Source organism: Pseudogemmobacter sonorensis (assembly GCF_042762395.1).
GTDB classification, from domain to species: Bacteria; Pseudomonadota; Alphaproteobacteria; order Rhodobacterales; family Rhodobacteraceae; genus Pseudogemmobacter; species Pseudogemmobacter sonorensis.
Genome location: NZ_JBEFZE010000003.1, coordinates 56,660 through 77,314 on the forward strand (window position 1 = coordinate 56,660; position 20,655 = coordinate 77,314).

Annotated in this window: 20 protein-coding genes; 15 read left to right on the top strand and 5 right to left on the bottom strand. The window is 67.2% G+C overall.

Annotation, left to right across the window (positions count from 1 at the left end):
* Positions 1–363: 363 nt before the first annotated feature.
* From ABNX41_RS03330 to ABNX41_RS03345, 4 genes are all read left to right on the top strand, one after another.
* Positions 364–1,134 (top strand): ABC transporter ATP-binding protein, encoded by a 771-nt coding sequence (locus ABNX41_RS03330; protein ID WP_438668307.1) that lies wholly within the window; start codon positions 364–366, stop codon positions 1,132–1,134.
* Complete coding sequence (locus tag ABNX41_RS03335; RefSeq protein ID WP_438668308.1) at positions 1,127–2,029, top strand: ABC transporter permease; 903 nt, start codon at positions 1,127–1,129, stop codon at positions 2,027–2,029. The genes ABNX41_RS03330 and ABNX41_RS03335 overlap by 8 nt, the downstream gene beginning before the upstream one ends.
* A gap of 114 nt (positions 2,030–2,143) precedes the next feature.
* Positions 2,144–3,145: an ABC transporter substrate-binding protein gene (locus ABNX41_RS03340; protein ID WP_438668309.1), complete on the top strand. Its 1,002-nt coding sequence runs from the start codon at positions 2,144–2,146 to the stop codon at positions 3,143–3,145.
* Positions 3,146–3,262: 117 nt separating this feature from the next.
* On the top strand, positions 3,263–4,015 hold the full coding sequence (locus tag ABNX41_RS03345; RefSeq protein WP_438668310.1) for a sulfite exporter TauE/SafE family protein: 753 nt from the start codon (positions 3,263–3,265) through the stop codon (positions 4,013–4,015).
* Between the two features lie 12 nt (positions 4,016–4,027).
* Here ABNX41_RS03345 and ABNX41_RS03350 read toward each other — a convergent pair whose 3' ends face one another.
* The 4 genes from ABNX41_RS03350 to ABNX41_RS03365 form a co-directional block, all read right to left on the bottom strand.
* The gene (locus ABNX41_RS03350) at positions 4,028–5,014 is read right to left on the bottom strand and encodes an Ldh family oxidoreductase (protein ID WP_438668311.1); all 987 of its coding nucleotides are present in this window, start codon (positions 5,012–5,014) and stop codon (positions 4,028–4,030) included.
* Positions 5,014–5,961: a hydroxyacid dehydrogenase gene (locus ABNX41_RS03355; RefSeq protein WP_438668312.1), complete on the bottom strand. Its 948-nt coding sequence runs from the start codon at positions 5,959–5,961 to the stop codon at positions 5,014–5,016. Before ABNX41_RS03355 ends, ABNX41_RS03350 begins: the two co-directional genes overlap by 1 nt.
* A gap of 99 nt (positions 5,962–6,060) precedes the next feature.
* A complete protein-coding gene (gene lhgD / locus ABNX41_RS03360) occupies positions 6,061–7,260 on the bottom strand; it encodes an L-2-hydroxyglutarate dehydrogenase (protein WP_438668313.1) in 1,200 nt (399 codons plus the stop codon).
* 70 nt (positions 7,261–7,330) lie between these two features.
* Positions 7,331–8,329 carry an ABC transporter substrate-binding protein gene (locus ABNX41_RS03365; protein WP_438668314.1) on the bottom strand — a complete coding sequence of 333 codons (999 nt, stop codon included), beginning with the start codon at positions 8,327–8,329 and terminating at the stop codon, positions 7,331–7,333.
* 323 nt (positions 8,330–8,652) lie between these two features.
* Between ABNX41_RS03365 and ABNX41_RS03370 the strand changes: the two genes are divergently transcribed.
* From ABNX41_RS03370 to ABNX41_RS03400, 7 genes are read left to right on the top strand one after another with little or no spacing between them, the layout of a single operon-like run.
* Positions 8,653–9,411, top strand: a complete 759-nt coding sequence (locus tag ABNX41_RS03370) for a succinate dehydrogenase/fumarate reductase iron-sulfur subunit (protein WP_438668315.1) — start codon at positions 8,653–8,655, stop codon at positions 9,409–9,411.
* Between the two features lies 1 nt (position 9,412).
* Positions 9,413–9,745 carry a succinate dehydrogenase gene (locus ABNX41_RS03375; protein ID WP_438668316.1) on the top strand — a complete coding sequence of 111 codons (333 nt, stop codon included), beginning with the start codon at positions 9,413–9,415 and terminating at the stop codon, positions 9,743–9,745.
* Positions 9,742–10,086 (top strand): succinate dehydrogenase, cytochrome b556 subunit, encoded by a 345-nt coding sequence (gene sdhC / locus ABNX41_RS03380; protein WP_438668461.1) that lies wholly within the window; start codon positions 9,742–9,744, stop codon positions 10,084–10,086. The genes ABNX41_RS03375 and sdhC overlap by 4 nt, the downstream gene beginning before the upstream one ends.
* 1 nt (position 10,087) lies before the next feature.
* Positions 10,088–11,851, top strand: a complete 1,764-nt coding sequence (locus ABNX41_RS03385; protein WP_438668317.1) for an L-aspartate oxidase — start codon at positions 10,088–10,090, stop codon at positions 11,849–11,851.
* 29 nt (positions 11,852–11,880) lie between these two features.
* Entirely contained in the window at positions 11,881–12,837 is a 957-nt protein-coding gene (locus ABNX41_RS03390; protein ID WP_438668318.1) for a fumarate hydratase, read from the top strand.
* On the top strand, positions 12,834–13,502 hold the full coding sequence (locus ABNX41_RS03395; RefSeq protein WP_438668319.1) for a fumarate hydratase C-terminal domain-containing protein: 669 nt from the start codon (positions 12,834–12,836) through the stop codon (positions 13,500–13,502). Before ABNX41_RS03390 ends, ABNX41_RS03395 begins: the two co-directional genes overlap by 4 nt.
* Complete coding sequence (locus tag ABNX41_RS03400; protein ID WP_438668320.1) at positions 13,499–13,834, top strand: NIPSNAP family protein; 336 nt, start codon at positions 13,499–13,501, stop codon at positions 13,832–13,834. Before ABNX41_RS03395 ends, ABNX41_RS03400 begins: the two co-directional genes overlap by 4 nt.
* A gap of 40 nt (positions 13,835–13,874) precedes the next feature.
* On the opposite strand, the gene ABNX41_RS03405 is transcribed toward ABNX41_RS03400, so the two are convergent.
* Positions 13,875–14,777: a LysR family transcriptional regulator gene (locus tag ABNX41_RS03405; RefSeq protein ID WP_438668321.1), complete on the bottom strand. Its 903-nt coding sequence runs from the start codon at positions 14,775–14,777 to the stop codon at positions 13,875–13,877.
* A 183-nt stretch (positions 14,778–14,960) separates the two neighbouring features.
* Between ABNX41_RS03405 and ABNX41_RS03410 the strand changes: the two genes are divergently transcribed.
* The 4 genes from ABNX41_RS03410 (at position 14,961) to ABNX41_RS03425 (ending at position 20,654) form a co-directional block, all read left to right on the top strand.
* On the top strand, positions 14,961–16,568 hold the full coding sequence (locus tag ABNX41_RS03410; RefSeq protein ID WP_438668322.1) for a thiamine pyrophosphate-binding protein: 1,608 nt from the start codon (positions 14,961–14,963) through the stop codon (positions 16,566–16,568).
* Between the two features lie 273 nt (positions 16,569–16,841).
* Entirely contained in the window at positions 16,842–17,681 is an 840-nt protein-coding gene (locus tag ABNX41_RS03415) for a MurR/RpiR family transcriptional regulator (protein ID WP_438668323.1), read from the top strand.
* A 28-nt stretch (positions 17,682–17,709) separates the two neighbouring features.
* Positions 17,710–18,819, top strand: a complete 1,110-nt coding sequence (locus tag ABNX41_RS03420) for an ABC transporter substrate-binding protein (RefSeq protein ID WP_438668324.1) — start codon at positions 17,710–17,712, stop codon at positions 18,817–18,819.
* Between the two features lie 89 nt (positions 18,820–18,908).
* On the top strand, positions 18,909–20,654 hold the full coding sequence (locus ABNX41_RS03425) for an ABC transporter permease (protein WP_438668325.1): 1,746 nt from the start codon (positions 18,909–18,911) through the stop codon (positions 20,652–20,654).
* The last annotated feature ends 1 nt before the right edge of the window (position 20,655 follow it).

Consider the following 20,655-nt stretch of genomic DNA (forward strand, 5'->3'; position numbering starts at 1 on the left):
CGGTTGCGGGCGGCGGGTCGAAAGCGCGGTCCCAGCCCGGCCGCCGCGCCCCTTCGGCACGGGTTCCGCAAGCCGGAACATGCAACATGTCCTTACATTAACCATTAGCATTTATTGGTTCTTATGGCGGACGATCTTCACTAGACTGGGGGTCGGAACAGGGCTTCCAGCCCGCAGATCAGGGGGGCCGTGCGGCCCTTCGCCATCCCCGTAAACCCGATCGAGAAAGGACGCATCGCCGGATCGTGCCTGCGGCAGGACCTTGCCGAGGCGGTCCCGGAGCCGAAGGCAATACCTATTGAAATCCACGCCGGGCCGCGCCGTTGGGAGGCGGCCGCCCGGCCAGACAAACAGGGAGGAGACATGCAGCCACAGGATCCGCTGCTGGCGGTGCAGGGTGTGACACTGCAATACAAGACACCGCAACATCTGATCACCGCCACCTATCGCGTCAGCTTCGATGTGATGCAGGGCGACCGTTTCATCCTTCTGGGACCGTCGGGCTGCGGAAAGTCCACGCTGCAAAAGGCCGTCGGCGGCTATATCGCCCCGACCGAGGGCGAGATGCGCCTCAAGGGCCGCAAGATCACCCAGCCCGGGCCCGACCGGATGATGGTCTTCCAGGAGTTCGACCAGTTGCTGCCCTGGAAGACGGTGCGGCAGAACGTGGCCTTCGCGCTTTCGGCCTCGAAGCGGATGCACGGGCGCGAGGCCGACGAAAAGGCCATGGAATATGTGGTGAAGGTCGGGCTTGAGAAATTCGCCGACAGCCATCCGCATATGCTCTCGGGCGGCATGAAGCAGCGGGTGGCGATCGCCCGCGGCATGGCGATGGAGCCCGACATCCTGCTGATGGACGAGCCCTTCGCCGCGCTTGACGCGCTGACGCGGCGGCGGATGCAGGACGAACTGCTCAAGCTTTGGGACGAGACCCGCTTCACCGTGCTTTTCGTCACCCATTCCATCGCCGAGGCGATCAAGATCGGCAACCGCATCCTGCTGCTGTCGCCGCATCCGGGCCGCGTCAAGGCCGAGCTGAACAGCACCGACGATCCGCAAAAGGCCGCCGCGCTGGAGCGCCAGATCCACGAAATGCTTTTCGCCCATGCGCCGGAGGAGGAAGAACATGTCTGAAGCGGCCAAGAAATTCCCCGCCGCCATGGCTGCGGCGGGTGCGGACCGGCCCGAGATCCTCTACCCCGAGGTCACGGCGGGCGAGTTGACCATCACCGAGCAGAAGCTTTCGATCTTCGAGATCCTCTACCGCGAGACCTGGCTGCGCAAGCTGGCGATCCTGGTGGTGCTGGCGCTGATCTGGGAGATCTACGGCCGCTCGCTGAACAACGACCTGCTGTTTCCCACCTTCTCGGCGACGGTTTCGGCGTTTTTCGGCGGCGTCATGGACGGGCGGCTGGTCTCGGCGGCCTGGGGATCGGGCAAGGTGCTGCTGATCGGCTACGGGGTCGGGATCGCCCTCGCCTCGGTGCTGACGGCGCTGGCCATGGCCTCGCGCATCGGCACGGATTTCCTTGAGACCATGACCTCGATGTTCAACCCGCTGCCCGCCATCGCGCTGCTGCCGCTGGCGCTGATCTGGTTCGGTCTGGGCAATGGCAGCCTGGTCTTCGTGCTGGTCCATTCCGTGACCTGGGCCATCGCGCTGAACACCCATTCGGGCTTTCTGGGCGTGTCGAAGACCTTGAAGATGGTCGGGCGCAACTACGGGCTGCGCGGCCCGGCGTTCATCATGAAGATCCTGATTCCGGCCGCCTTCCCCTCGATCCTGACCGGGCTGAAGATCGGCTGGGCCTTCGCCTGGCGGACGCTGATCGCGGCGGAACTGGTCTTCGGTGTCAGCTCGGGCTCGGGCGGTCTTGGCTGGTTCATCTTCGAAAACAAGAACATGCTGGACATTCCCAAGGTCTTCGCAGGCCTTTTGACGGTGATCATCATCGGCCTTGTGGTCGAGAATGTCATCTTCCGCACCATCGAGCGCCTGACCATCGAACGCTGGGGTGTCCAACACTGATCGCGGACGAATCCGCGTTCCGGGATCCGTTTCGAGGAACCGCGCGCCGCCCCGGGGAGGACGGGGCGGCGGGCACCAACGCCGCGACGGGCGGCAACCGAGGGAGGAATGGAAATGAAGATCGGATTTTCGCTGGCTTTGGCAATGGGGCTATCGGGCCTGATGGCGCTGCCCGCGCTGGCCGAGGTGACGACGCTGCGCCTCGCCAAGCAATTCGGCATTGGCTATCTGCCGCTGACGTTGATCGAGGAGCAGGGATTGCTTGAAAAGCACGCCGCCGAGGCGGGGATCGAGTTCAAGGTTGAGTGGCTGCGCTTCACCGGCGGCTCGGGCATGAACGAGGCCCTGCTTTCCAACAATGTCGATGTGGCGGCGGGCGGCGTCGGGCCCGCGCTGACGATCTGGGCGCGCACCCGGGAAAACATGAAGGTCAGGGGGATCGCGGCGCTGGAATCCATGCCGCTCTATCTGGTGACTACCGACCCCGAGGTGAAATCGCTTGAGGATTTCGGCCAGGGCCACAGGATCGCGCTTCCGGCGGTCAAGACCTCGATCCAGGCGATCACGCTTCAGATGGCGGCCGAGAAATACCTTGGCGAAGGCAAGCATGACGCGCTCGACCATCTGACGGTTTCGATGGGGCATCCCGATGCGCTGCTGGCGCTGATGGGCGGGCAATCCGAGATCAACGCCCATTTCGGCGCGCCGCCCTTCCAGAACCAGGAACTGAAGGCCGGGAACGCCCATAAGGTGCTCGACAGCTACGATGTCGTCGGCGGCCCGCATACGTTCAACATGATCTGGGCCAAGAGCGAATTCGTCGAGGGCAACCCCAGGACGGTCGCGGTGCTCATGGCCGCGCTGGAAGAGGCGATGGCCTTCATCGAGGCAAGCCCCGAGGAGGCGGCCGAGATCTGGATGGGCGCGGAATCGACCAATCTGACCAAGGAGGAAGTGGTCGAGCTGATCACCGACGCGCGGGTGAACTGGTCCACCACCCCCGAAGGGATCGAGCCCTATCTGGATTACATGAACCGCGCGGGCCTTGTCTCGGCCGATGGGGTCGACTGGCGCGAGGTGTTCTTCCCGACCGCCTTCGGCGAAGGCGAGGGCTGAGCCCGCAGGCCGGGTGTTGAGCCCGCCCGATCGAACGGCCAGGATGGGCCCGGCGGAACACCGGCGGGCCCGCTCCCACCCTAAAGATTGCGCGCGGCGCAGACCGGAGACCGCGACATGAGCGCGACTGTCATTGCCGTCCTGCTGGCGGGCGCACTGGCCGGGGGATTCATCAACGGGCTGGCCGGTTTCGGCACCGCGCTGCTGGCGCTCGGCTTCTGGCTTCAGGTCCTGCCGCCCACCCAGGCGGTCGCGATGGTGGTGATGCTGTCGGTCGTGAGCGGGTTGCAGGGCGTCTGGATCGTGCGGCGCGAAATCGGCGCGAACCGCGTCCGGCTGGCGCGTTTCGTGCTGCCCGCGCTGGTCGGCGTGCCGCTTGGCGCCATGGTGCTGTCGATCATCAGCGCGCCGGTGCTGAAGCTGGTGATCGCGGCGATGATGATCCTTTACGGCGGTTTCTTCATCTTGCGCCGGTCCTTGCCGCATTTCAGCCGACCGACCCCGGTGGCCGATGCCGCGATCGGTTTCACCGGCGGCGTCCTGGGCGGGGCGGCGGGGCTTTCGGGGGCGATCCCGACCATGTGGTGCGCGATGCGCCCCTGGACCAAGGCCGAGACCCGCGCCGTCCTGCAACCCTACAACGTCATCGTGCTGGCGGTGGCGGTGCTGTCGATGGCCTTCTACGGCCATTACGACGCGCAGGTGCTGCTCTTGATCGTGATGGTGCTGCCCGCCACGCTGATCGGGGCGCAGATCGGCATCGCCGCCTATCGTCGGCTGGAGGACAGCCAGTTCCGCAGGCTGCTCATCGGGTTGATGTTCGCCTCGGGCCTTGGGCTGATGCTGCGTGAATTGCCCGCCCTGCTTTGAGAGCGGGCGCGATCACAGGGCGGCGATGTCGCGCAAAAGCGCCTCGTCGACCTTCAGCCCATCGCGGTTCGCCGCCGCGCGCGCGGCCAGGCGTCGGCTTCCGGGCAGGCGGGCGCCGTCCTGATCCTCGACCATGGCGGCAAGCTGGCCGAACCGCGCCAGCGCATTTTCCGAAAAGGCCGAAGGGTCGAGCGCGATCAGCAACTGGCCGGTGCCGGGCGGGCCGCCCCGGTCGTCCAGGAAGGAACTCGCCTCGGCGGCATAATTCGCGCCGATCATCCCCGCCGCCAGCAATTCCACCATCAGCGCCAGCGCGATCCCCTTGGCATCCCCCAGCGGCGCCATCGTGCCGCCAAGCGCCATCGCGGGATCGGTGGTCGGCCTGCCCTCGGCGTCGAAGGCCCAGCCGGGGGGGATCTTCTCGCCCTTCTTCGCGGCATTGGCGATATTGCCGCGCGCGACGGTCGACAGCGCCAGATCGACGACCATCGGGGGCGCGTCGGGACGGGGGCAGGCGAAGGCGATGGGATTGGTGCCGAACACGGCGCGGCGGCCGCCCCAGGGGGCCATCGCGGCGGGGGTATTGGCAAACAGCATCGCGACCAGCCCGGCTTGCGCCAGGGTCTCGACGAAATAGCCCGCCGCGCCGCAATGGTGCGAGCGTGCGATCCCCGCGCAGGCGATGCCCTGTCGCCGGGCCAGTGCGGGCAGCCGTTCGACCGCGAGGTCCAGCGCCGGGAAGGCGAAGCCGAGCCCGGCGTCGACCAGAAGCGCGCCCGGACGCGGCAGGCTTGCCTGCGGGACGGCATCGCCCCTGACCTTGCCTGTGCGCAATTGCGCGACGTAAGAAGGCAGGCGCGAAAGGCCGTGGCCCTTGAAGCCGTCCGCCTCGGCCTGGACCAGGGCGCGCGCGACGCTTTGCGCCGCGGCGGGATCCGCGCCGTTGCGCCGCAATGCGGCGGCGGCCAGGGCGCGGGCGTCGGAAAGCGGCAGGCCCATCACGCCACCTCGGTCGCGAAATGATCGCGCAGCGCCCGCACCGTCACCTCGGACACGCGACGGTTCGATTCCCGGCTGAGCCCGGCGATATGCGGCGTCAGGATCACATTGCCGAGGCCCCGGAACCGCGCGGTATCCTCGGGCGGCGGCGGTTCGGTTTCGAACACATCCAGCGCGGCGCCCGCCAGTCGACCCGCGCGCAGCGCCGCCGCCAGCGCGGCCTCGTCGATCACGCCGCCGCGCGCGGCATTGATCACGATGGCCTCGGGCTTCATCCGCGCCAGAGCCTCGGACCCTATCATGTGCCGCGTCGCCGCCGTCAGCGGCACATGCAGCGACAGCACGTCGCTTGCCGCCAGAACCTCGTCCAGCGTCCGCGGCGCGACCCGCCCGCCGCCAGGCGACCAGGCGGCATCCCCGGGCGCCACATGCGGATCGAAGGCAGAGACCCGCATTCCCATCGCCAGCGCCCGTTTCGCGGTTTCCCGCGCGATGGCCCCGAAGCCGACAAGGCCCAGATGCTTGCCGCAGATCTCGCGCCCGTTCATCAGCGCGTTGCGCGCCCAATCGCCATCCGCAAGGCGCGAGGGCATGGCATGGATCCCGCGCATCAGCACCATGGCCGAGGAGATCACATATTCCGCCACCGAGATGTCATTGGCCCCGGTTGCCGGAAAGACCGCCACACCACGCGCCCGGCAGGCCGCAAGGTCGATGTTGTCGAGCCCGACGCCAAGCCGCCCCACCGCGCGCAATTGCGCCCCGGCGGCCAGCAGCTCGGCATCGACCCGGGTGTGGTTGCGCACGATCAGCGCCTTTGCCCCGGGCAGCGCGCGCAGCAGGTCGGCGCGCCGCTCGACCAGGCCGGGGTCGTAGACCACTTGCCAGCCCGGCAGCCCGGCGCGCAGGATGTCCTCTTCCATGAATTCCGAAACGATGACCCGCATGGGCGCTCCTCTTGCGATCCGGTGCTGCGTGGTGAATACTTATATATATAATCATATATATGACTTGGAAAGGCTTCAGGGGCGTTTTCGCGCGGGGGCTCAGGCGGTTTCGCTCTCCAGCCGCGCGATGATTTCCGCCGCGATCGGCAGGGCAGAGGTCGCGGCGGGCGAGGGCGCGTTGCAGACGTGAAGCTGCCGCGGGCTTGCGAGGAACAGGAAATCCTGCAGCAGCGTGCCATCGGGCATGACGGCCTGGGCGCGGATCCCGGCGCCGGGCTGGCCCAGATCGGCCAGGGTCAGGCCGGGGCAATATTTGCGGATCAGCGCCAGATAGCGCCGCCGCGACAGGGAGCTGGCGAATTCCGACAGCGCGGTGCGGCGATGGGCCAGCGCCAGTTTCCAGAAGCCGCCGAACCGGGCCATGTCGGCAAGGTCTCGCAGGTTGACGCTGCCCTTCGGATAGCCCTCGCGGTGAAAGCCCAGCACGGCATTCGGCCCCACCGTCACCGAGCCGTCGATCATCCGCGTCAGATGCACGCCGAGGAAGTTCAGCCCCGGGTCGGGAACGGGATAGATCAGGTGGCGCACGATGGACGAGCGGGCGGCGGGCAGGGTGAAATACTCGCCCCGGAACGGCACGATGCGGTGGCTTGGCCGCAGCCCGCCCAGCCTTGCGATGCGGTCGGATTGCAGGCCCGCGCAGGCGACCAGCCGCTCGGCCATCAGGCGGCGCCCGTCGGCAAGGGTCAGGGTCACGCCGGACCCGCCTTCCTCGATTCGCGCGACGCCGGTCGCGGTCAGCAGATCGGCGCCCGCCTCGCGCAGTTCGGCCACGATCGCCTCGCAGATGCGCCGATAGCTGACGATTCCGGTCGAGGGCACCAGGATGGCGCCATTGCCGCGGATTTCGGGCTCGATCCGGCGCAATCGCGCGGCCGAGACCTCTTCGATGGCGATCCCGTTCTCATGGGCGCGGAGGACCAGCCCGGAAAGCCGTTCCCGCTCGGGCGCGTCGGTCGAGACGATCAGCTTGCCGCAGGTTTCGAAGGCGATGCCCTTCGCGCGGCAGAAGTCCTTCGTCGCGACCTCGCCCAGCCGACAGAGCCGCGCCTTGAGCGAGCCGGGTGCGTAATAGATGCCCGCATGGATCACGCCGCTGTTGTGGCCGGTCTGGTGATGGGCGAAAGCGGACTCCTTCTCGACCAGCACGATACGGGCGGCGGGGTCGCGGCGCAGGATTTCGCGGGCGGTGGCCAGCCCGACGATGCCGCCGCCGATGACGCAATGGGACCAGATCATTTTCCACCTCGGCAGGGACGACCGCGCCGATGTGGCGCGGCCGCGACGACAGGGCGATGCAGGCGGCGGGTCACGAGCCGGAAAGCGCGTGGATCCACGGGAAGTAGATGTCGCGCCAATCCTCGGCCGTGCGCCCGATCAGCCCGACCTTTGCCATATGGGCCATGAAGGTCATGGTGCTTTGCGGCGCTGCGTCCCATCCCATGCGCGGGTTCGAGAGCACCTCATGCGCCTCTTCCTCGGTCAGGCTGACATTGTCCATCTCGAACCAGACCTTGACGGCATAGTCGCGGTCGGCGGCGATCATGGATTGCGCTTCTTGCATCGCCGCGACGAAGGCGGCCGCGATTTCGGGGTTCTTCTCGGTGAAGGGCGTGGTGGCATACATCACCGCCACCGGATACGAGCCGCCGACCGCGTCGAAACTGTCCAGCACGATATGCACCCTGGGGTCGCGCAATGCGATGTCCTGGAAGGGCGACTGGCTGAAATGGCCGTTGATGTCGCTGCCCGCCAGCAGCGCCGCGAGCGCGTCGGGATGGCCCATGGAGACGGTGAACGGGTCGATCGACAGCGCCTTGTCCTCGCCCAGTTCGCGCGCGGCGGCCATCTGGATCATCACCGCCTGGTTCGAGACCTTGACGGCGGGCAGCGCGATCTTGTCCGCCGAGGAGAAGTCCGAGATGGTCTTCACGTCGGGATTGGTCGACAGCAGGTATTGCGGCTGGCTCGACACCGCGACCAGCCCCTTGACGGCAAGATTGTTCTGCGTCCGCGACCAGATGGTCAGCAGGGGCGGAATGCCCCCCGCCGCGATGTCGAGATTGCCCGAAAGCAGCGCCTCGTTCATCGCCGATCCCCCGGTGAAGCGCAGCCATTGGGTGTCGACCTCCAGCCCGGCGGCCTGCGAATGCTTCTCCAGCAGCCCTTCGTATTCCATCACCATCAGCGGCAGATAGGCGACGCCGGGCTGTTTCGCGATGCGGATCGTCTCGGCGGCGGCAAGTGCCGGAACCAGGGCCGCCAGGGCCAGTCCGGCGAAGAATGCCGCGGGGTGTTTCAGGTCCATTGGTTCTTCCTCCCTCATGTCGTGTGATCTCCGACCGGGGCCGCCCGGGCCTGCGGGCCGAAAGCCCTGCCGAAAGGCGCGATCCCCTCCCGGATGCGCCGCCTTCCCATGGTCGTCCGCGTCAGTTTAAGGGCAATGCGATTTTATGAAATCACATAAATTGTAATCGAAATTGAAAGTTGAGCTTACATGTCCGGGGCCGGGTCGCGCGGCGCCGGGGTGCAATATGAAAGTTTGTATTACATTTAAGTTTAGGATTAGTTCCTTTGTGTTAGCTGATCTGCCGGTTAGACCTTGGGCTGAAAGAAGCCAGCAGGTGCGCCGTGAGCGAGCAGAACGAAAAGACGCAAGCCGCGGTCCTGAAGGCCAGGGTCTGGCGCGGCGTCGGAGAGGCCGGGGCCTGGCAGAGCTTCGAGGTCCCGGCGCACGAAAGCCAGACCGTGCTGGATGTGGTCTCGTGGATCCAGCAGAACGCCGATCCCACGCTTGGCTACCGCTTCGCCTGCCGCGTCGGCATGTGCGGCTCCTGCGCGATGATGGTGAATGGCCAGCCGCGCTGGACCTGCCGGACCCATGTGAAAAAGGTCTTGAAGAACGGGGCATTGCAGATCGGACCGCTGCGCAACCTGCCGGTGATCCGCGATCTGGTGGCCGATATGGACCCGTTCTTCGATAAATGGGTCAAGGCGGGGGGCGTCCACAAGCCCTCGCGCTCGCGCCACGATCCGATCCAGCCGGTGCGCCCCGAGGATCCCGGCCGGGTCGAGGCCAACAAGGCCATCGAATGCATCAATTGCGCGGTCTGCTACGCGGCCTGCGACACCGTGGCGGGCAACGCGGATTACCTGGGGCCCGCGGCCTTGCAGCGGGCCTGGACGCTGTTCAATGACGCCAGGATCGACGACCGCGCCGCGATCCTCGACGGGGTTTCGGGTCCGGGGGGCTGCCACAACTGTCACAGCCAGGGCGGTTGCAGCCGCTTTTGCCCCAACGAGTTGGATCCCTTGAGCGCGATCGCCGGGCTGAAACGGGCCGGGGCCGCGCGGTTTTTCGGCTTCGGTCGCGCAAGACGGGAGGAATGAGATGCTGAACCTTGGCCTCTACATGGCCCAAAGGCTGAGCGCGATGGCCATGGGCCCTCTGGTGGTCGGCCATCTGATCGTGATGGTCGTCGCCATCCAGGGCGGGCTGACCACCGGCGAGATCCTGTCGCGCACCCGGGGCAGCATCGGCTGGTTCCTGTTCTACGGCTGCTTTGTCGTCGCGGTCTCGATCCATGCCGCCATCGGGCTTCGGGTGATCGTGCACGAGACCAGCGGATTGCGTGGCGCCTGGCTGGAGGCCTTCACCTGGGCCACCGGGATCATCCTTCTGACGATGGGAGCGCGCGCCGTCATGGCCGTGACCCTGCTCTGAGACCGCGCCCGCATCGCGGCCATCCGCTGTGGCTGGCCTATGCGCTGCACCGGCTGTCGGGGCTGGCGCTCGGGCTGTTCCTGCCCGCGCATTTCCATGTGCTCTCGCTGGCACTGACCGATCCGGCCCGGCTCGACCGCTTTCTCGGCCTGGCCGACAACCCGCTGGTCAAAGTGATGGAGGCCGGACTGGTCTTTCTGCTGGCGGTGCATTTCTTCGGCGGGCTGCGGCTTCTGGTGCTGGAGTTCCTGCCCTGGTCGCGGCGGCAGAAAAGCCTGGCGGCGGCCTCGGTCGCGGGGGCCTTCATGGTCTCGGGCGTTTTTCTCCTGAAGGCGGTGTGAGATGGGACCGAACGTCACGCTTGAACGCGAAGAGACCGATATCCTGGTGCTGGGATCGGGGGGGGCGGGGCTGTTCGCCGCCCTGCACGCCAGCCAGAACGCGCCGCCCGGGACGCGGATCGCGCTGGCGGTCAAGGGGCTGATCGGCAAATGCGGCTGCACGCGGATGGTGCAGGGCGGCTACAATGTCGCGCTTGGCGGCGGCGACACGGTCGAGCGGCATTTCATGGACACGATCCACGGCGGCAAATGGCTGCCGAACCAGGATATGGCCTGGAAGCTGTGCCAACTCGCGGTCGAGCGCATCACCGAGCTTGAGAACGAGATCGGCTGCTTCTTCGACCGCAACCCCGACGGCACGCTGCACCAGAAGGCCTTCGCGGGCCAGACCGCCGACCGCACCGTCCACAAGGGCGACCTGACCGGGATCGAGATCATCTCGCGGTTGATGGAACATGTGCTGTCCCGCCCGATCCGCAAGCTGCAGGAGCATCGGGCGATCGGGCTGATCCCGACCCGGGACGGCGCGGCCCTGTCGGGGGTGCTGTTCATCGACATGCGCAGCGGGGGGTTCCGCTTCGTGCGCGCGAAATGCGTGATGATGGGCACGGGCGGCGGACCCACCATGTATAAATACCACACGCCCTCGGGTGACAAGGCCATGGACGGGCTGGCCATGGCCCTGCGCATCGGCCTGCCCTTGCGCGACATGGAGATGGTGCAGTTCCACCCGACCGGCCTTCTGGCCGGAGAGCACACCCGCATGACCGGCACCGTGCTGGAAGAAGGCCTGCGCGGCGCGGGCGGGCAGCTTCTGAACGCGCGCGGTGAGCGGTTCATGTTCGACTACGACGCGCGCGGCGAGCGGGCGACCCGCGATGTCGTCAGCCGCGGCATCTATGCCGAGATGAGGAAGAACAACGATCCGACCCAGGTCGGGATGTTCATCTCGATGGGCCATCTGGGCCCCGAGAACGTGCGCCGGAAATTCGCGGGCATGGTGAAACGCTGCGCCGACAGCGGCTTCGACCTGGCGGCGGGCAAGGTCGAGGTGGTGCCGACCGCGCATTACTTCATGGGCGGCGTCGTGGTCGATCCCGACACCCGCACCGCGCTGGAAGGCCTTTATGTCGCGGGCGAGGATGCCGGGGGCGCGCATGGCTCGAACCGGCTGGGCGGCAACGGCGTGGCCAATTCCACCGTCTTCGGCGGGGTCGCGGGCGATGTCATGGCGGCGGATCTGCGCGGCATGCGGGCGCTGCGCGCCCCCGACGAGGCGGTGCTTGAGGCCGAGATCGCCCGCGCCCTGCATCCGCTGCGCACCCTCCCCGGCCGGGTGCAGCGGCTGCGCCACGACCTGCAGGAGGCGATGTGGGAGGATGTGGGCGTGATGCGCACCGGCGCCGGGCTTCGTCGGGGGCAGAAGCGCATCGCCGCCATCCGCGACGATCTGATGCAGACCGGGGTCGATCCGTCGAACCTCGCCTACAACCTGACCTGGCACGACTGGCTGAACATGGCCTCGCTGACCGAGATTTCGGCGGTGATCGCCCGGGCCGCCGAATTGCGCGAAAACTCGCGCGGCGCGCATTTCCGCGAGGATTTTCCCGAACAGGGCGATCTCGACGGCTCGTATTTCACCGTCGCCCGCCAAAGCGGTGGCGGTCTTGAGGTCACGCGCGAGGCGGTCGCCTTCACCATCGTCCGGCCGGGCGAGACCGTTCTTCCCGAAAGCGAACCCGAAACCCTGGTCGCCGCGCAATAGTCCCGCGCCGCCATCCGAGGAGAGAGCCCGTGATCCCGATCCATGCGATCCAGTCCACCGCCGAAAGGCTCATGGCCAAAGCAGCCATCGAGATCCCCGAGGATTATCTGGCGGGCCTGAAGGCGGCCGCGAAGACCGAGGAGGGCGACCTGGCCTCATTCGTCCTGCAGGCCATGCTGGAGAATTACGAGGCCGCGAAAGAAGACGGCCGCGCCATGTGCGGCGATACCGGCACGCCGCGCTGGTATGTGAAGATGGGAAACGACACCCGGATCGAGGGCGGCCCGGTCGCGCTGGAGGGCGCGCTGCGCCGCGCCACCGCCAATGCCACGCGCGCGGTGCCGCTGCGGCCCAACCGGGTGCATCCGCTGTGGCGTACCGATCACGACAACAACGTCGGTATCGGCGCGCCCGAGATCGAATACGGCTATGAGCCAGGCGGCGAATGGCTCGACCTGATCACCGTCCACAAGGGCGGGCTGTTCGGAACCGATTACCGCATGCTGTTCCCCTCGGACGGGATCCAGGGGATCAAGCGGTTCTATCTCGACAGCCTCGTCGCCTTCGGAAAGCGCGGCCTGGCCTGCCAGCCCGCGATCATCGGCATCGGGCTGGGGGGCTGCAAGGACAGTTGCATGGTCCTGGGCAAGCGCGCGGCCTGCCTGCGCACGGTGGGCGACCGCAACCCCGACCCGAAGATCGCCGCGCTTGAGGAAGAGCTGAAGGAACTGGGCAATTCCATCGGCATGGGCGCGATGGGCTTCGTCGGCAAGCACATGGTGATCGATACCCATATCGAGGTCGGCTATTGCCACACCGGCGGCATGCAGATGTCGGTCCATGCCTTTTGCCTGTCGTCGCGCCGCGCGGTCGCGCGCATCCATCCCGACGGGCGGGTCGAGGACCGCACCGACCCCGACTGGTTCACCCCCTATCAGCGCCGCGAAACCGTGGAATGGGATGCCGTGCGGGAGGCCGCCGAATGAAACCCCGCATCGTCGAGCTTTCGACCACCCCCTCGGCCCGGGACATCGCCGACCTTCGCCTTGGCGACATCGTCTATCTCTCGGGGCTGATGTATACCGCGCGCGAGGGCGTTTACATGCGCGCGCTTGAGGAGAAGGCGAATATCCCGATGGAGCTGCCGCGCGACTCGGCGGCGAATTTCCATTGCTCGCCCGCCGCGACGATCCGTGAGGACGGCAGTTTCAACATGGGCGCGGTCACCGCGACCGCCAGCTTCCGCTTTGCCAAATGGCTGCCGGAATGGATCGAGAAGACCGGAGCGAAGCTGATCGTCGGCAAGGGCGGCATGTCGTCGAAGGATTACAAGGCCTATTTCGTGCCGAACGGCGCGGTCTACCTGTCGACCGTGGGCTATGGCACCGGCGCGCTGCTTGGCCGGGGCGTCGAGAATGTCGAGGCGGTGCACTGGAACGAGGAGCTCGGCCTCGCCCAGGCGATGTGGGTGCTGAAATGCAACCGCATGGGCCCGTTCCTCGTGGCCTCTGACCTGGACGGAAATTGCCTGTTCGAGCGCGAGAATGCCCGGATCGCCGAAAACCTGGACCGGGTCTATGCCGGGACGAAGCCCGCCGTCCTCAAGCGGTTCGGCGAGACCGACGATCGCAGCGAGGAGTTGATCGGATGAATGCGGGGCAGATGTTCGTCGACATGCGGACCTATACGCTGAAGAACGGCAATGTCGGCCGGTTCCTGGCGCTGTATGAGGCCGAGGGACTGGCGGTGCAGACCCGCATCCTGGGCAGGATGCTGGGCTATTACCACACCGATATCGGGCCGCTGAACCAGATCGTCCATATGTGGGGCTACGGCTCGATGGACGACCGCTGGGCGCGGCGCAAGGCCCTGCAGGCGTCCGACGAATGGCAGGCCTATGCGGTGCAGATGCGCCCGCTGGTCGATCATATCGACAACAAGATCCTGATCCCGGCGCCGTTCTTCACCCCTGCCTGGCCTTAAGCGAAGCGGGCCCTGCCTTGGCCCGCCCGGGGGCCCTCGTTCAGGCCAGCGCCTTCGCGATCGCCTCGGGCGAGAAGCTGCCGCTTTCCACCGCGCGGACAAGCGCGCGAAGCACCTCCTCCATCACCCGCGACTTGGTGCTGTCCTTGCGATGGACCAGGCCGAGGTGACGCTCCGGCCCGCCCGAGGTCGCAAGGGCGACCCGGCGCAGCGGGCGGATATTGGGCACCTGGACGCAGGGTTCGGGAATGATCGAGACGCCCAGATCGGCCAGAACCATGGCATGGATCGCCTCAAGCCCCGCAAGCTCCATGCTGTCGGTGACGGCGATGTGATTGGCCTGAAGCCAGCCCTCGATCACGGATCCGACCACCGCGTCGCGGGAAAAGCGGATGAAGGGATTGTCGCGCAGGATCTGCACCGGATCGGCGCTGGTGATCCGCTCGGAGGCGATCAGTATCAGCCGCTCGCTGGCGATCTGGTGCCAGACCAGGTTCTTGGGCAATATCGCGGGCCGCGAGACCAGTGCGGCGTCGATGCTGTTGCGCTCGACCTCGTTGATGAGGTGGGTGGTCAGGCCGGGGAACAGGCCGACATGCAGGTCGGGAAACCGCGCCTTGAGGATGGCCGAGGCGAAGGGGGTCAGCGCGGTCAGGGTCGTCGGCACCACGCCCAGGGTGAATTCGCCCCGCAGCCCGTCGTCGCCGATCACCGAGGGCACGATGTCGTCATAGGCGCGCACGACCTCGCGCGCGCGGGCCAGCAGCGCCCGGCCGAGCGGCGTGAACTCTGGCGTACGGGTCGAGCGGTTGAAGATCTGGACCTGCCAGTCCTCTTCCAGCGCGCGCATCTGCTGGCTGACGGCGGCATGGGTGACGAAAACCGCATCCGCGGCCGCGCTGAAGGTGCCGTGATCGGCAACGGCGATCAGCGTTTTCAGCATTCGGATCGACACATCTCTGCCTTTGCAACGGGGTGGAGAGTCTTTTCGCGCAAGTGTTAGACATTCTTACTTAAATGTCAATGTTATCTTGTTTGATTTAATCTGACTTACATTGCATATCTCGGTCGTGCCGTCCGCCGTCGCGCTGCCGGTGCGAGGCAGGCCGCATCGAGGGGGACGGACATGCGCGGAGCGGATCTTCTGGTTCAGTCACTGAAAGCGGCTGGCGTCACGCGGATATTCTCGCTTTCGGGCAATCAGATCATGCCGGTCTATGATGCCTGCATCGGCCAGGGGATCGAACTGGTCCATACCCGCCACGAGGCCGCCTGCGTCTATATGGCCGAGGCCCATGCCCAGTTGACCGGCGAAGTCGGCGTGGCGCTGGTCACCGCGGGCGGGGGCCTGGGCAATGCCGTGGGCGCGCTGTTCCCGGCCCGCGAATCCGAGACGCCGGTCCTGCTGCTGAGCGGCGACTCCCCGGTCGGGCAGGATGGGCGCGGCGCCTTTCAGGAGATGGATCAACTGGCGATGACAAGGCCGCTGACCAAGCTGTCGCTGCGCCCGACCCGGGCCGCCGATCTGGGCGAGGCCGCTGCCCGCGCTTTCCGCGTGGCACGCTCCGGCCGCCCCGGTCCGGTGCATATCGCGCTGGCCTTCGACGTGCTGGAGGCCGATTGCGACGGTGCCGCCCCGCCGCGGGCGCGTGATTTCGCCCGCGTGCCGCAGCCGCCGGGCGAGGGCGACCTGCGCCTGATCGCGCAGGCCGTCGCGGCGGCGAAACGGCCGGTCGTCCTTGTCGGACCCGCGTTGGGCGAGAGCCGCAGCGGGGATCTGCTGCCGCGCCTCGCCGAGGCGCTGGACGCCCCCGTGATCGCGATGGAAAGCCCGCGCGGGCTGCGCGATCCTTCGCTGGGGGCCCTGGCGGCGGTTCTGGCCGAGGCCGATCTGATCGTGAACCTTGGCAAGCGGGTGGATTTCACCCTGGGCTTTGGCGCCGTTCCCGCTTTCGCCGCCCAGGCGGGCTGGATCCTTGTCGAAAGCGCGCGCGAAGAGCAGGACCGCGCGCATCACAACCTCGGCCCGCGCCTGCAACTGGCGATCACCGCCGATCCCCTGGATTGCGCGGTCCGTCTGGCCGCTGCGCGGGCGCAGGGCGACAGCCGCGCGGCCTGGCGCGCACAGGCGGCGCAGGCCTTCGCGCGGCGGGTGGGCGAGACCGCTTCGCCGGGTGAGACCATCACCTCGGCCGCCCTCTGCGCCGCCGTCCAGCGCCAGCTTGCGCGGAGGGGGGCCTCGGTCCTGGTCTGCGACGGCGGCGAGTTCGGGCAATGGGCCCAGGCCATCGGCAAGGGCAGCCGCCGGGTCGTCAACGGCGTCTCGGGCGTGATCGGCGGCGGGGTCTGCTATGGCATCGCCGCCGCCCTGGCCTGCCCGGACCACGCGGTCGTCGCGCTGATGGGCGATGGCTCCGCCGGTTTCCATTTCCCCGAGATCGAGACCGCCGCGCGCTGCGGCGCAGCTCTGGTCCTGGTGATCGGCAACGACCTGCGCTGGAATGCCGAGCATCAGATCCAGTTGCGCGAATACGGCCCCGACCGGCTGATCGGCTGCCAGTTGAGCGATGCGCGCTACGATCTCGCGGCGGCGGCACTCGGCGGGCATGGCGAATATGTCACCCGCCCGGCGGATCTGGATGCGGCGCTGTCGCGGGCCTTCGACGGCGGGAAACCCGCCTGCGTCAATGTGATCATCGACGGCACGCCCGCCCCGACCCTGTCTGCGAGGTAAGGCCCGCGCGGGGCCGCAGGCGGAGGTCGGCGCGCGGCCCCCGATCCCGGTGGACGATCCTTCCGGCCCCCGGTTTCCGGGGGCCGGACCCTTTCGAGCGGTCGCGGGTCGCGCCCGATTTCCATCGCCTGCAAGCGGCAAAGCCGGTGCATCGCGTCGCCGGGGCCTTTTCGACCCGTCGGCGAGGGGGGTGCAAATCGTATTGCAAATATTATTGCATCAATAGTGATCTGTGCGTATATATTTGCAACGCCACCATCCATTCGGGGAATCATGCGCTCGTTTTCAGATACGATCCAGTCGCGGGCCGAGGATCTTACGCCATCCGAGCGCAGGCTGGTCACCTCGGTCATGGCGCAGCCCCGGGCTGCGGCGCTTGCGACCGTGACGGATCTGGCGCGCGAGGCGGGCGTGCACGAGGCCACGGTCTCGCGGCTGGCGCGCAAGCTCGGCTACGACGGTTTCGCCAGTTTCCGCGGCGCCTTGCAGGCCGAATTCATCGCCAGCGAGGAAACCGCCACCCGGCTGCAAAGAAACTTGCAGGCCTCGGCCGAGAGCGGGGTCCTCGCCGCGCTTGTCGCCGATGAGCGCGCCTCGCTCGCCGCGCTGCTGTCGCATGTCGACGAGGCGCGGATCGCCGATGCCGCCCGGCGGATGATGGCGGCGCGCAATATCTATGTCTTCGGACGGGGCAATGCCGAGGCGCTGGCCCTGACCATGGCGCGGCGCTTCCTGCGCTTCGGGCGCAACGTGCATCTGCTGACGGGCGATGCCCGCAGCCTGGCCGAGGGTGTTCTGGGCATGGCGCGGGGCGACCTGCTTCTGATTTACGCCTTTCGCCGCGCCCCCCGGCCCTATGCCGCGCTGGTCGAACAGGCGCGGCTGGCGGGGGCCGAGGTCGTCGTGATCGCGGATCCCTGCGGGCATATGCTGGTGCCGGCCCCCGATCTTTTGCTCTCGGCACCGCGCTCGGGCGATGTCGATGGTTTCCAGACACTTACAATTCCGATGGCGATTTCCAATGCCATCGTGATTGCCGTCGGCGCATCGGAGGAGGCGCAGGCGCTGCAGACGCTTGAGAGGCTGGGCTCTCTGATCAAGCGTTTCGAATAGAGCGGAGCCGAACCCAAGGGAGGAAGACATGAACCACGCCAAGTGGATGGCCGCGCTTTGCCTGACGGCAGGGATGGCGCAGGCCCAGGATCTGGACGGCGCATCCGCCGGGGATCTTCTCGAACAGGCGCAGGCAGAAGGCCGCGTGATCGTCTACAGTTTCACCAGCCGCATCGCCCGGGTCGAGGCCGCCTTCGAGGCCGCCTATCCCGGCATCGACATGCAGGGCGTCGACATCAGCTCGACCGAACAGATCGCCCGGCTGAAGGCCGAGGCGCGGGCGGGCGTCACCAATGCCGATGTGGTCTATATCTCTGACGTGCCGGTGGTGCTGGGAGAGCTGCTTGAGACGGGCGTCCTGGAAAACTATGTGCCGCCCCGGGTCGAGGACCTGCTTGAGGAAAATCAGAAACAGCCCCTGCTGGCGCAGCGCCTGTCCACCAAGGTGCTGATGTATGCCGAGGATGTCTATCCCGACGGCGCCCCGGTCGACACGCTTTGGGATCTGACGCGCCCGGAATGGCGGGGCAGGGTGGTGATGGTCGATCCGCTGCAACGCGGCGACTACCTGGACCTGATGACCGAGATCGTGCTGCGCTCGGACGAGATGGCGGCCACCTATGAGCGGGAATTCGGCGAACCCATCGACCTGGGCGATGCCGCCAATGCGGGCGAGAAGTTCATCGCAGATCTTTTCGCAAACGACCTGATCCTCGTCGGCTCGACCGATGACGTGAATTCGGCGATCGGCAAGATCGGCCAGACCAACCCGCCGATCGGCTTCACCAGTTATTCCGACCGCCGCGACAATGAAGACGAGGGCTGGTCCCTGCAGGTCGCCAATGCCGTGCAGCCCGCGCCCGGCATCGTCTTTCCGGCGGTGCTTGCGCTTGTGAAGGGTTCCAAGAACCCCGCCGCCGCGCGCCTGGCCATCGACTTCATGATGGGCGACGACAGCGACACCGGGGGCGAGGCCTTCCGGCCGTTCTATGTCGCGGGGGATTACGCCACCCGCAGCGACATCGCCCCCCATCCCGATGCCGTGCCGCTGGATGCGTTCACCGCATGGCGCATCTCGCCCGTCGAGACCGCGCGCATCCGCGCCGAGGTGGGCGACCTGATCCTGACGCTGCAATAGGCCCGCGCGGCCCTGCCCCGGCGCGGCTTGCGCGGGGCAGGTGCCGGGGCTTTCCCGATTTCTCCGCTGTTCCGAAAGGATGTGACGGCATGACCATCGCCGCGCCCGATCCCGCACGACCTCGCACCGCGCTGCCCGCGGGACTTGTGCTGAAGCTTTTCGTCCTTACCCTGCTGACCTTGCTGATCGTCCTGCCGATGGCGCGGACGGTGATGTTCACCCTCAGCCCCGAGGCCGTCGGCGCCTGGTCCGATGTGCTGGCCGGGCGGCTTGCGCCCAACCTGTTCTGGCGGCCCTTGGTCAATACGCTGATCCTGGGCGTTCTGGTCGCCGGGGCCTGCGTGCTTCTGGGCGGTTTCCTGGCCTGGGCGGTGGTGATGACTGACATCCCGTTCCGCCGCACCATCGGCGTGATGGCGACGCTGCCGTTCATGATCCCGTCGTTCGCGACCTCGCTGGCCTGGGGCAGCCTGTTCCGCAACGCCCGCGTCGGTGGCGAGACCGGCTGGCTTCAGGGCCTTGGCCTGGCCATTCCCGACTGGCTGGCCTGGGGGATGGTGCCGACCGTGGTGGTGCTGGTGCTGCATTATTTCAGCCTGGCCTTCACGATCCTCGCCGCCTCGCTGGCCACGGTGAACTCGGACCTGGTCGAGGCGGCGCAGATCGCGGGCGCGCGCGGGCGGCGGATCCTGCTGGGGATCGTGCTGCCGGTGATCACCCCGGCGCTGGTCGCCGCCGGATCGCTGTGCTTTGCCGGGGCGGTGTCCAACTTCGCCGCCCCCGCGCTTCTGGGCCTGCCGGTGCGGATGCAGACGCTCTCCACCCGGCTTTACGGCATGATCGAGGTCGGCCAGACCGGGCGCGGCTATGTGATCGGCATCCTGCTGGTGGCGATCTCGGCCGTGATCCTGTGGGCGGGGAACCGCGCGGTATCGGGGCGGCGGTCCTATGCCACGATCACCGGCAAGGGCGGGCGCGCCAGGCGGTTCGAGCTGCGCGGCGCGCGCTGGCCCCTGTTCGGGGTGGCGATGGCGATCCTGTCGGCGGCGACCATCGTGCCGGTGATCATCCTGCTTGCCTCCAGCCTCGCCCCGTCCTCGTCGGCGCTGTTCTCGAACTGGACGGCGCATTACTGGACCGGGCTGTCGAGCGCCTCGATCGCGCAGGGAACGCCGGGGATCTTGCACAATCCCGACATCCTGCGCGCCACCTTCATCACGCTCGGCCTTGGGCTGGCGGTGGCGGTGACCGGCATGGCGGTGGGGCTGATGGCCAGCTATACCACCGCGCGCTATCGTTCGGGCTGGCTGTCGGCGGCGATCACCCAGATCAGCTTTCTGCCGCTTCTGATCCCCGGCATCGCCTTCGGCGCGGCCTATATCGCCTATCTGGGCGCCCCCATCGGCCCCTTTCCGGCGCTTTACGGCACTTTCGCGCTGCTGGTGATCGCGGCCACCGCCTATCTGCTGCCGTTCAGCGTGCAGACCGGCCGGGCGGTGATCCAGCAGGTCTCGGGCGAGCTGGAGGAATCCGCGCGCCTGACCGGCGCGGGTTTTGCGCGGCGGATGCTGGCCATCACCGTGCCGCTTGCGGTTCGCGGGCTGGTGGCGGGGGGCATCCTGATCTTCGTCAAGATCATCCGCGACCTGTCGCTGGTGGTGCTGCTTTTCACCCCCACCATGCCGGTGATGAGCGTGCTGGCCTATCGCTACGCCTCGGAAGGGTTCACGCAATTCGCCAATGCGATCACCGTCGTCATCCTCGTCCTCTCCATCCTTGCCACTTTGCTGGCCGACCGGCTTCAGGCCAAGTCGCAACCCTGGCTCAAGGGCTGAT

Coding starts and splice junctions, on each gene's coding strand:
- ABNX41_RS03340 (WP_438668309.1), top strand. CDS start 2,144: ATGAAGATCGGATTTTCGCTGGCTTTGGCAATGGGGCTATCGGGCCTG.
- ABNX41_RS03405 (WP_438668321.1), bottom strand. CDS start 14,777: ATGCTGAAAACGCTGATCGCCGTTGCCGATCACGGCACCTTCAGCGCG.
- ABNX41_RS03410 (WP_438668322.1), top strand. CDS start 14,961: ATGCGCGGAGCGGATCTTCTGGTTCAGTCACTGAAAGCGGCTGGCGTC.
- ABNX41_RS03385 (WP_438668317.1), top strand. CDS start 10,088: ATGGGACCGAACGTCACGCTTGAACGCGAAGAGACCGATATCCTGGTG.
- ABNX41_RS03375 (WP_438668316.1), top strand. CDS start 9,413: ATGCTGAACCTTGGCCTCTACATGGCCCAAAGGCTGAGCGCGATGGCC.
- lhgD (WP_438668313.1), bottom strand. CDS start 7,260: ATGATCTGGTCCCATTGCGTCATCGGCGGCGGCATCGTCGGGCTGGCC.
- ABNX41_RS03335 (WP_438668308.1), top strand. CDS start 1,127: ATGTCTGAAGCGGCCAAGAAATTCCCCGCCGCCATGGCTGCGGCGGGT.
- ABNX41_RS03330 (WP_438668307.1), top strand. CDS start 364: ATGCAGCCACAGGATCCGCTGCTGGCGGTGCAGGGTGTGACACTGCAA.
- ABNX41_RS03345 (WP_438668310.1), top strand. CDS start 3,263: ATGAGCGCGACTGTCATTGCCGTCCTGCTGGCGGGCGCACTGGCCGGG.
- ABNX41_RS03350 (WP_438668311.1), bottom strand. CDS start 5,014: ATGGGCCTGCCGCTTTCCGACGCCCGCGCCCTGGCCGCCGCCGCATTG.
- ABNX41_RS03425 (WP_438668325.1), top strand. CDS start 18,909: ATGACCATCGCCGCGCCCGATCCCGCACGACCTCGCACCGCGCTGCCC.
- ABNX41_RS03415 (WP_438668323.1), top strand. CDS start 16,842: ATGCGCTCGTTTTCAGATACGATCCAGTCGCGGGCCGAGGATCTTACG.
- ABNX41_RS03395 (WP_438668319.1), top strand. CDS start 12,834: ATGAAACCCCGCATCGTCGAGCTTTCGACCACCCCCTCGGCCCGGGAC.
- ABNX41_RS03400 (WP_438668320.1), top strand. CDS start 13,499: ATGAATGCGGGGCAGATGTTCGTCGACATGCGGACCTATACGCTGAAG.
- ABNX41_RS03420 (WP_438668324.1), top strand. CDS start 17,710: ATGAACCACGCCAAGTGGATGGCCGCGCTTTGCCTGACGGCAGGGATG.
- ABNX41_RS03365 (WP_438668314.1), bottom strand. CDS start 8,329: ATGGACCTGAAACACCCCGCGGCATTCTTCGCCGGACTGGCCCTGGCG.
- ABNX41_RS03355 (WP_438668312.1), bottom strand. CDS start 5,961: ATGCGGGTCATCGTTTCGGAATTCATGGAAGAGGACATCCTGCGCGCC.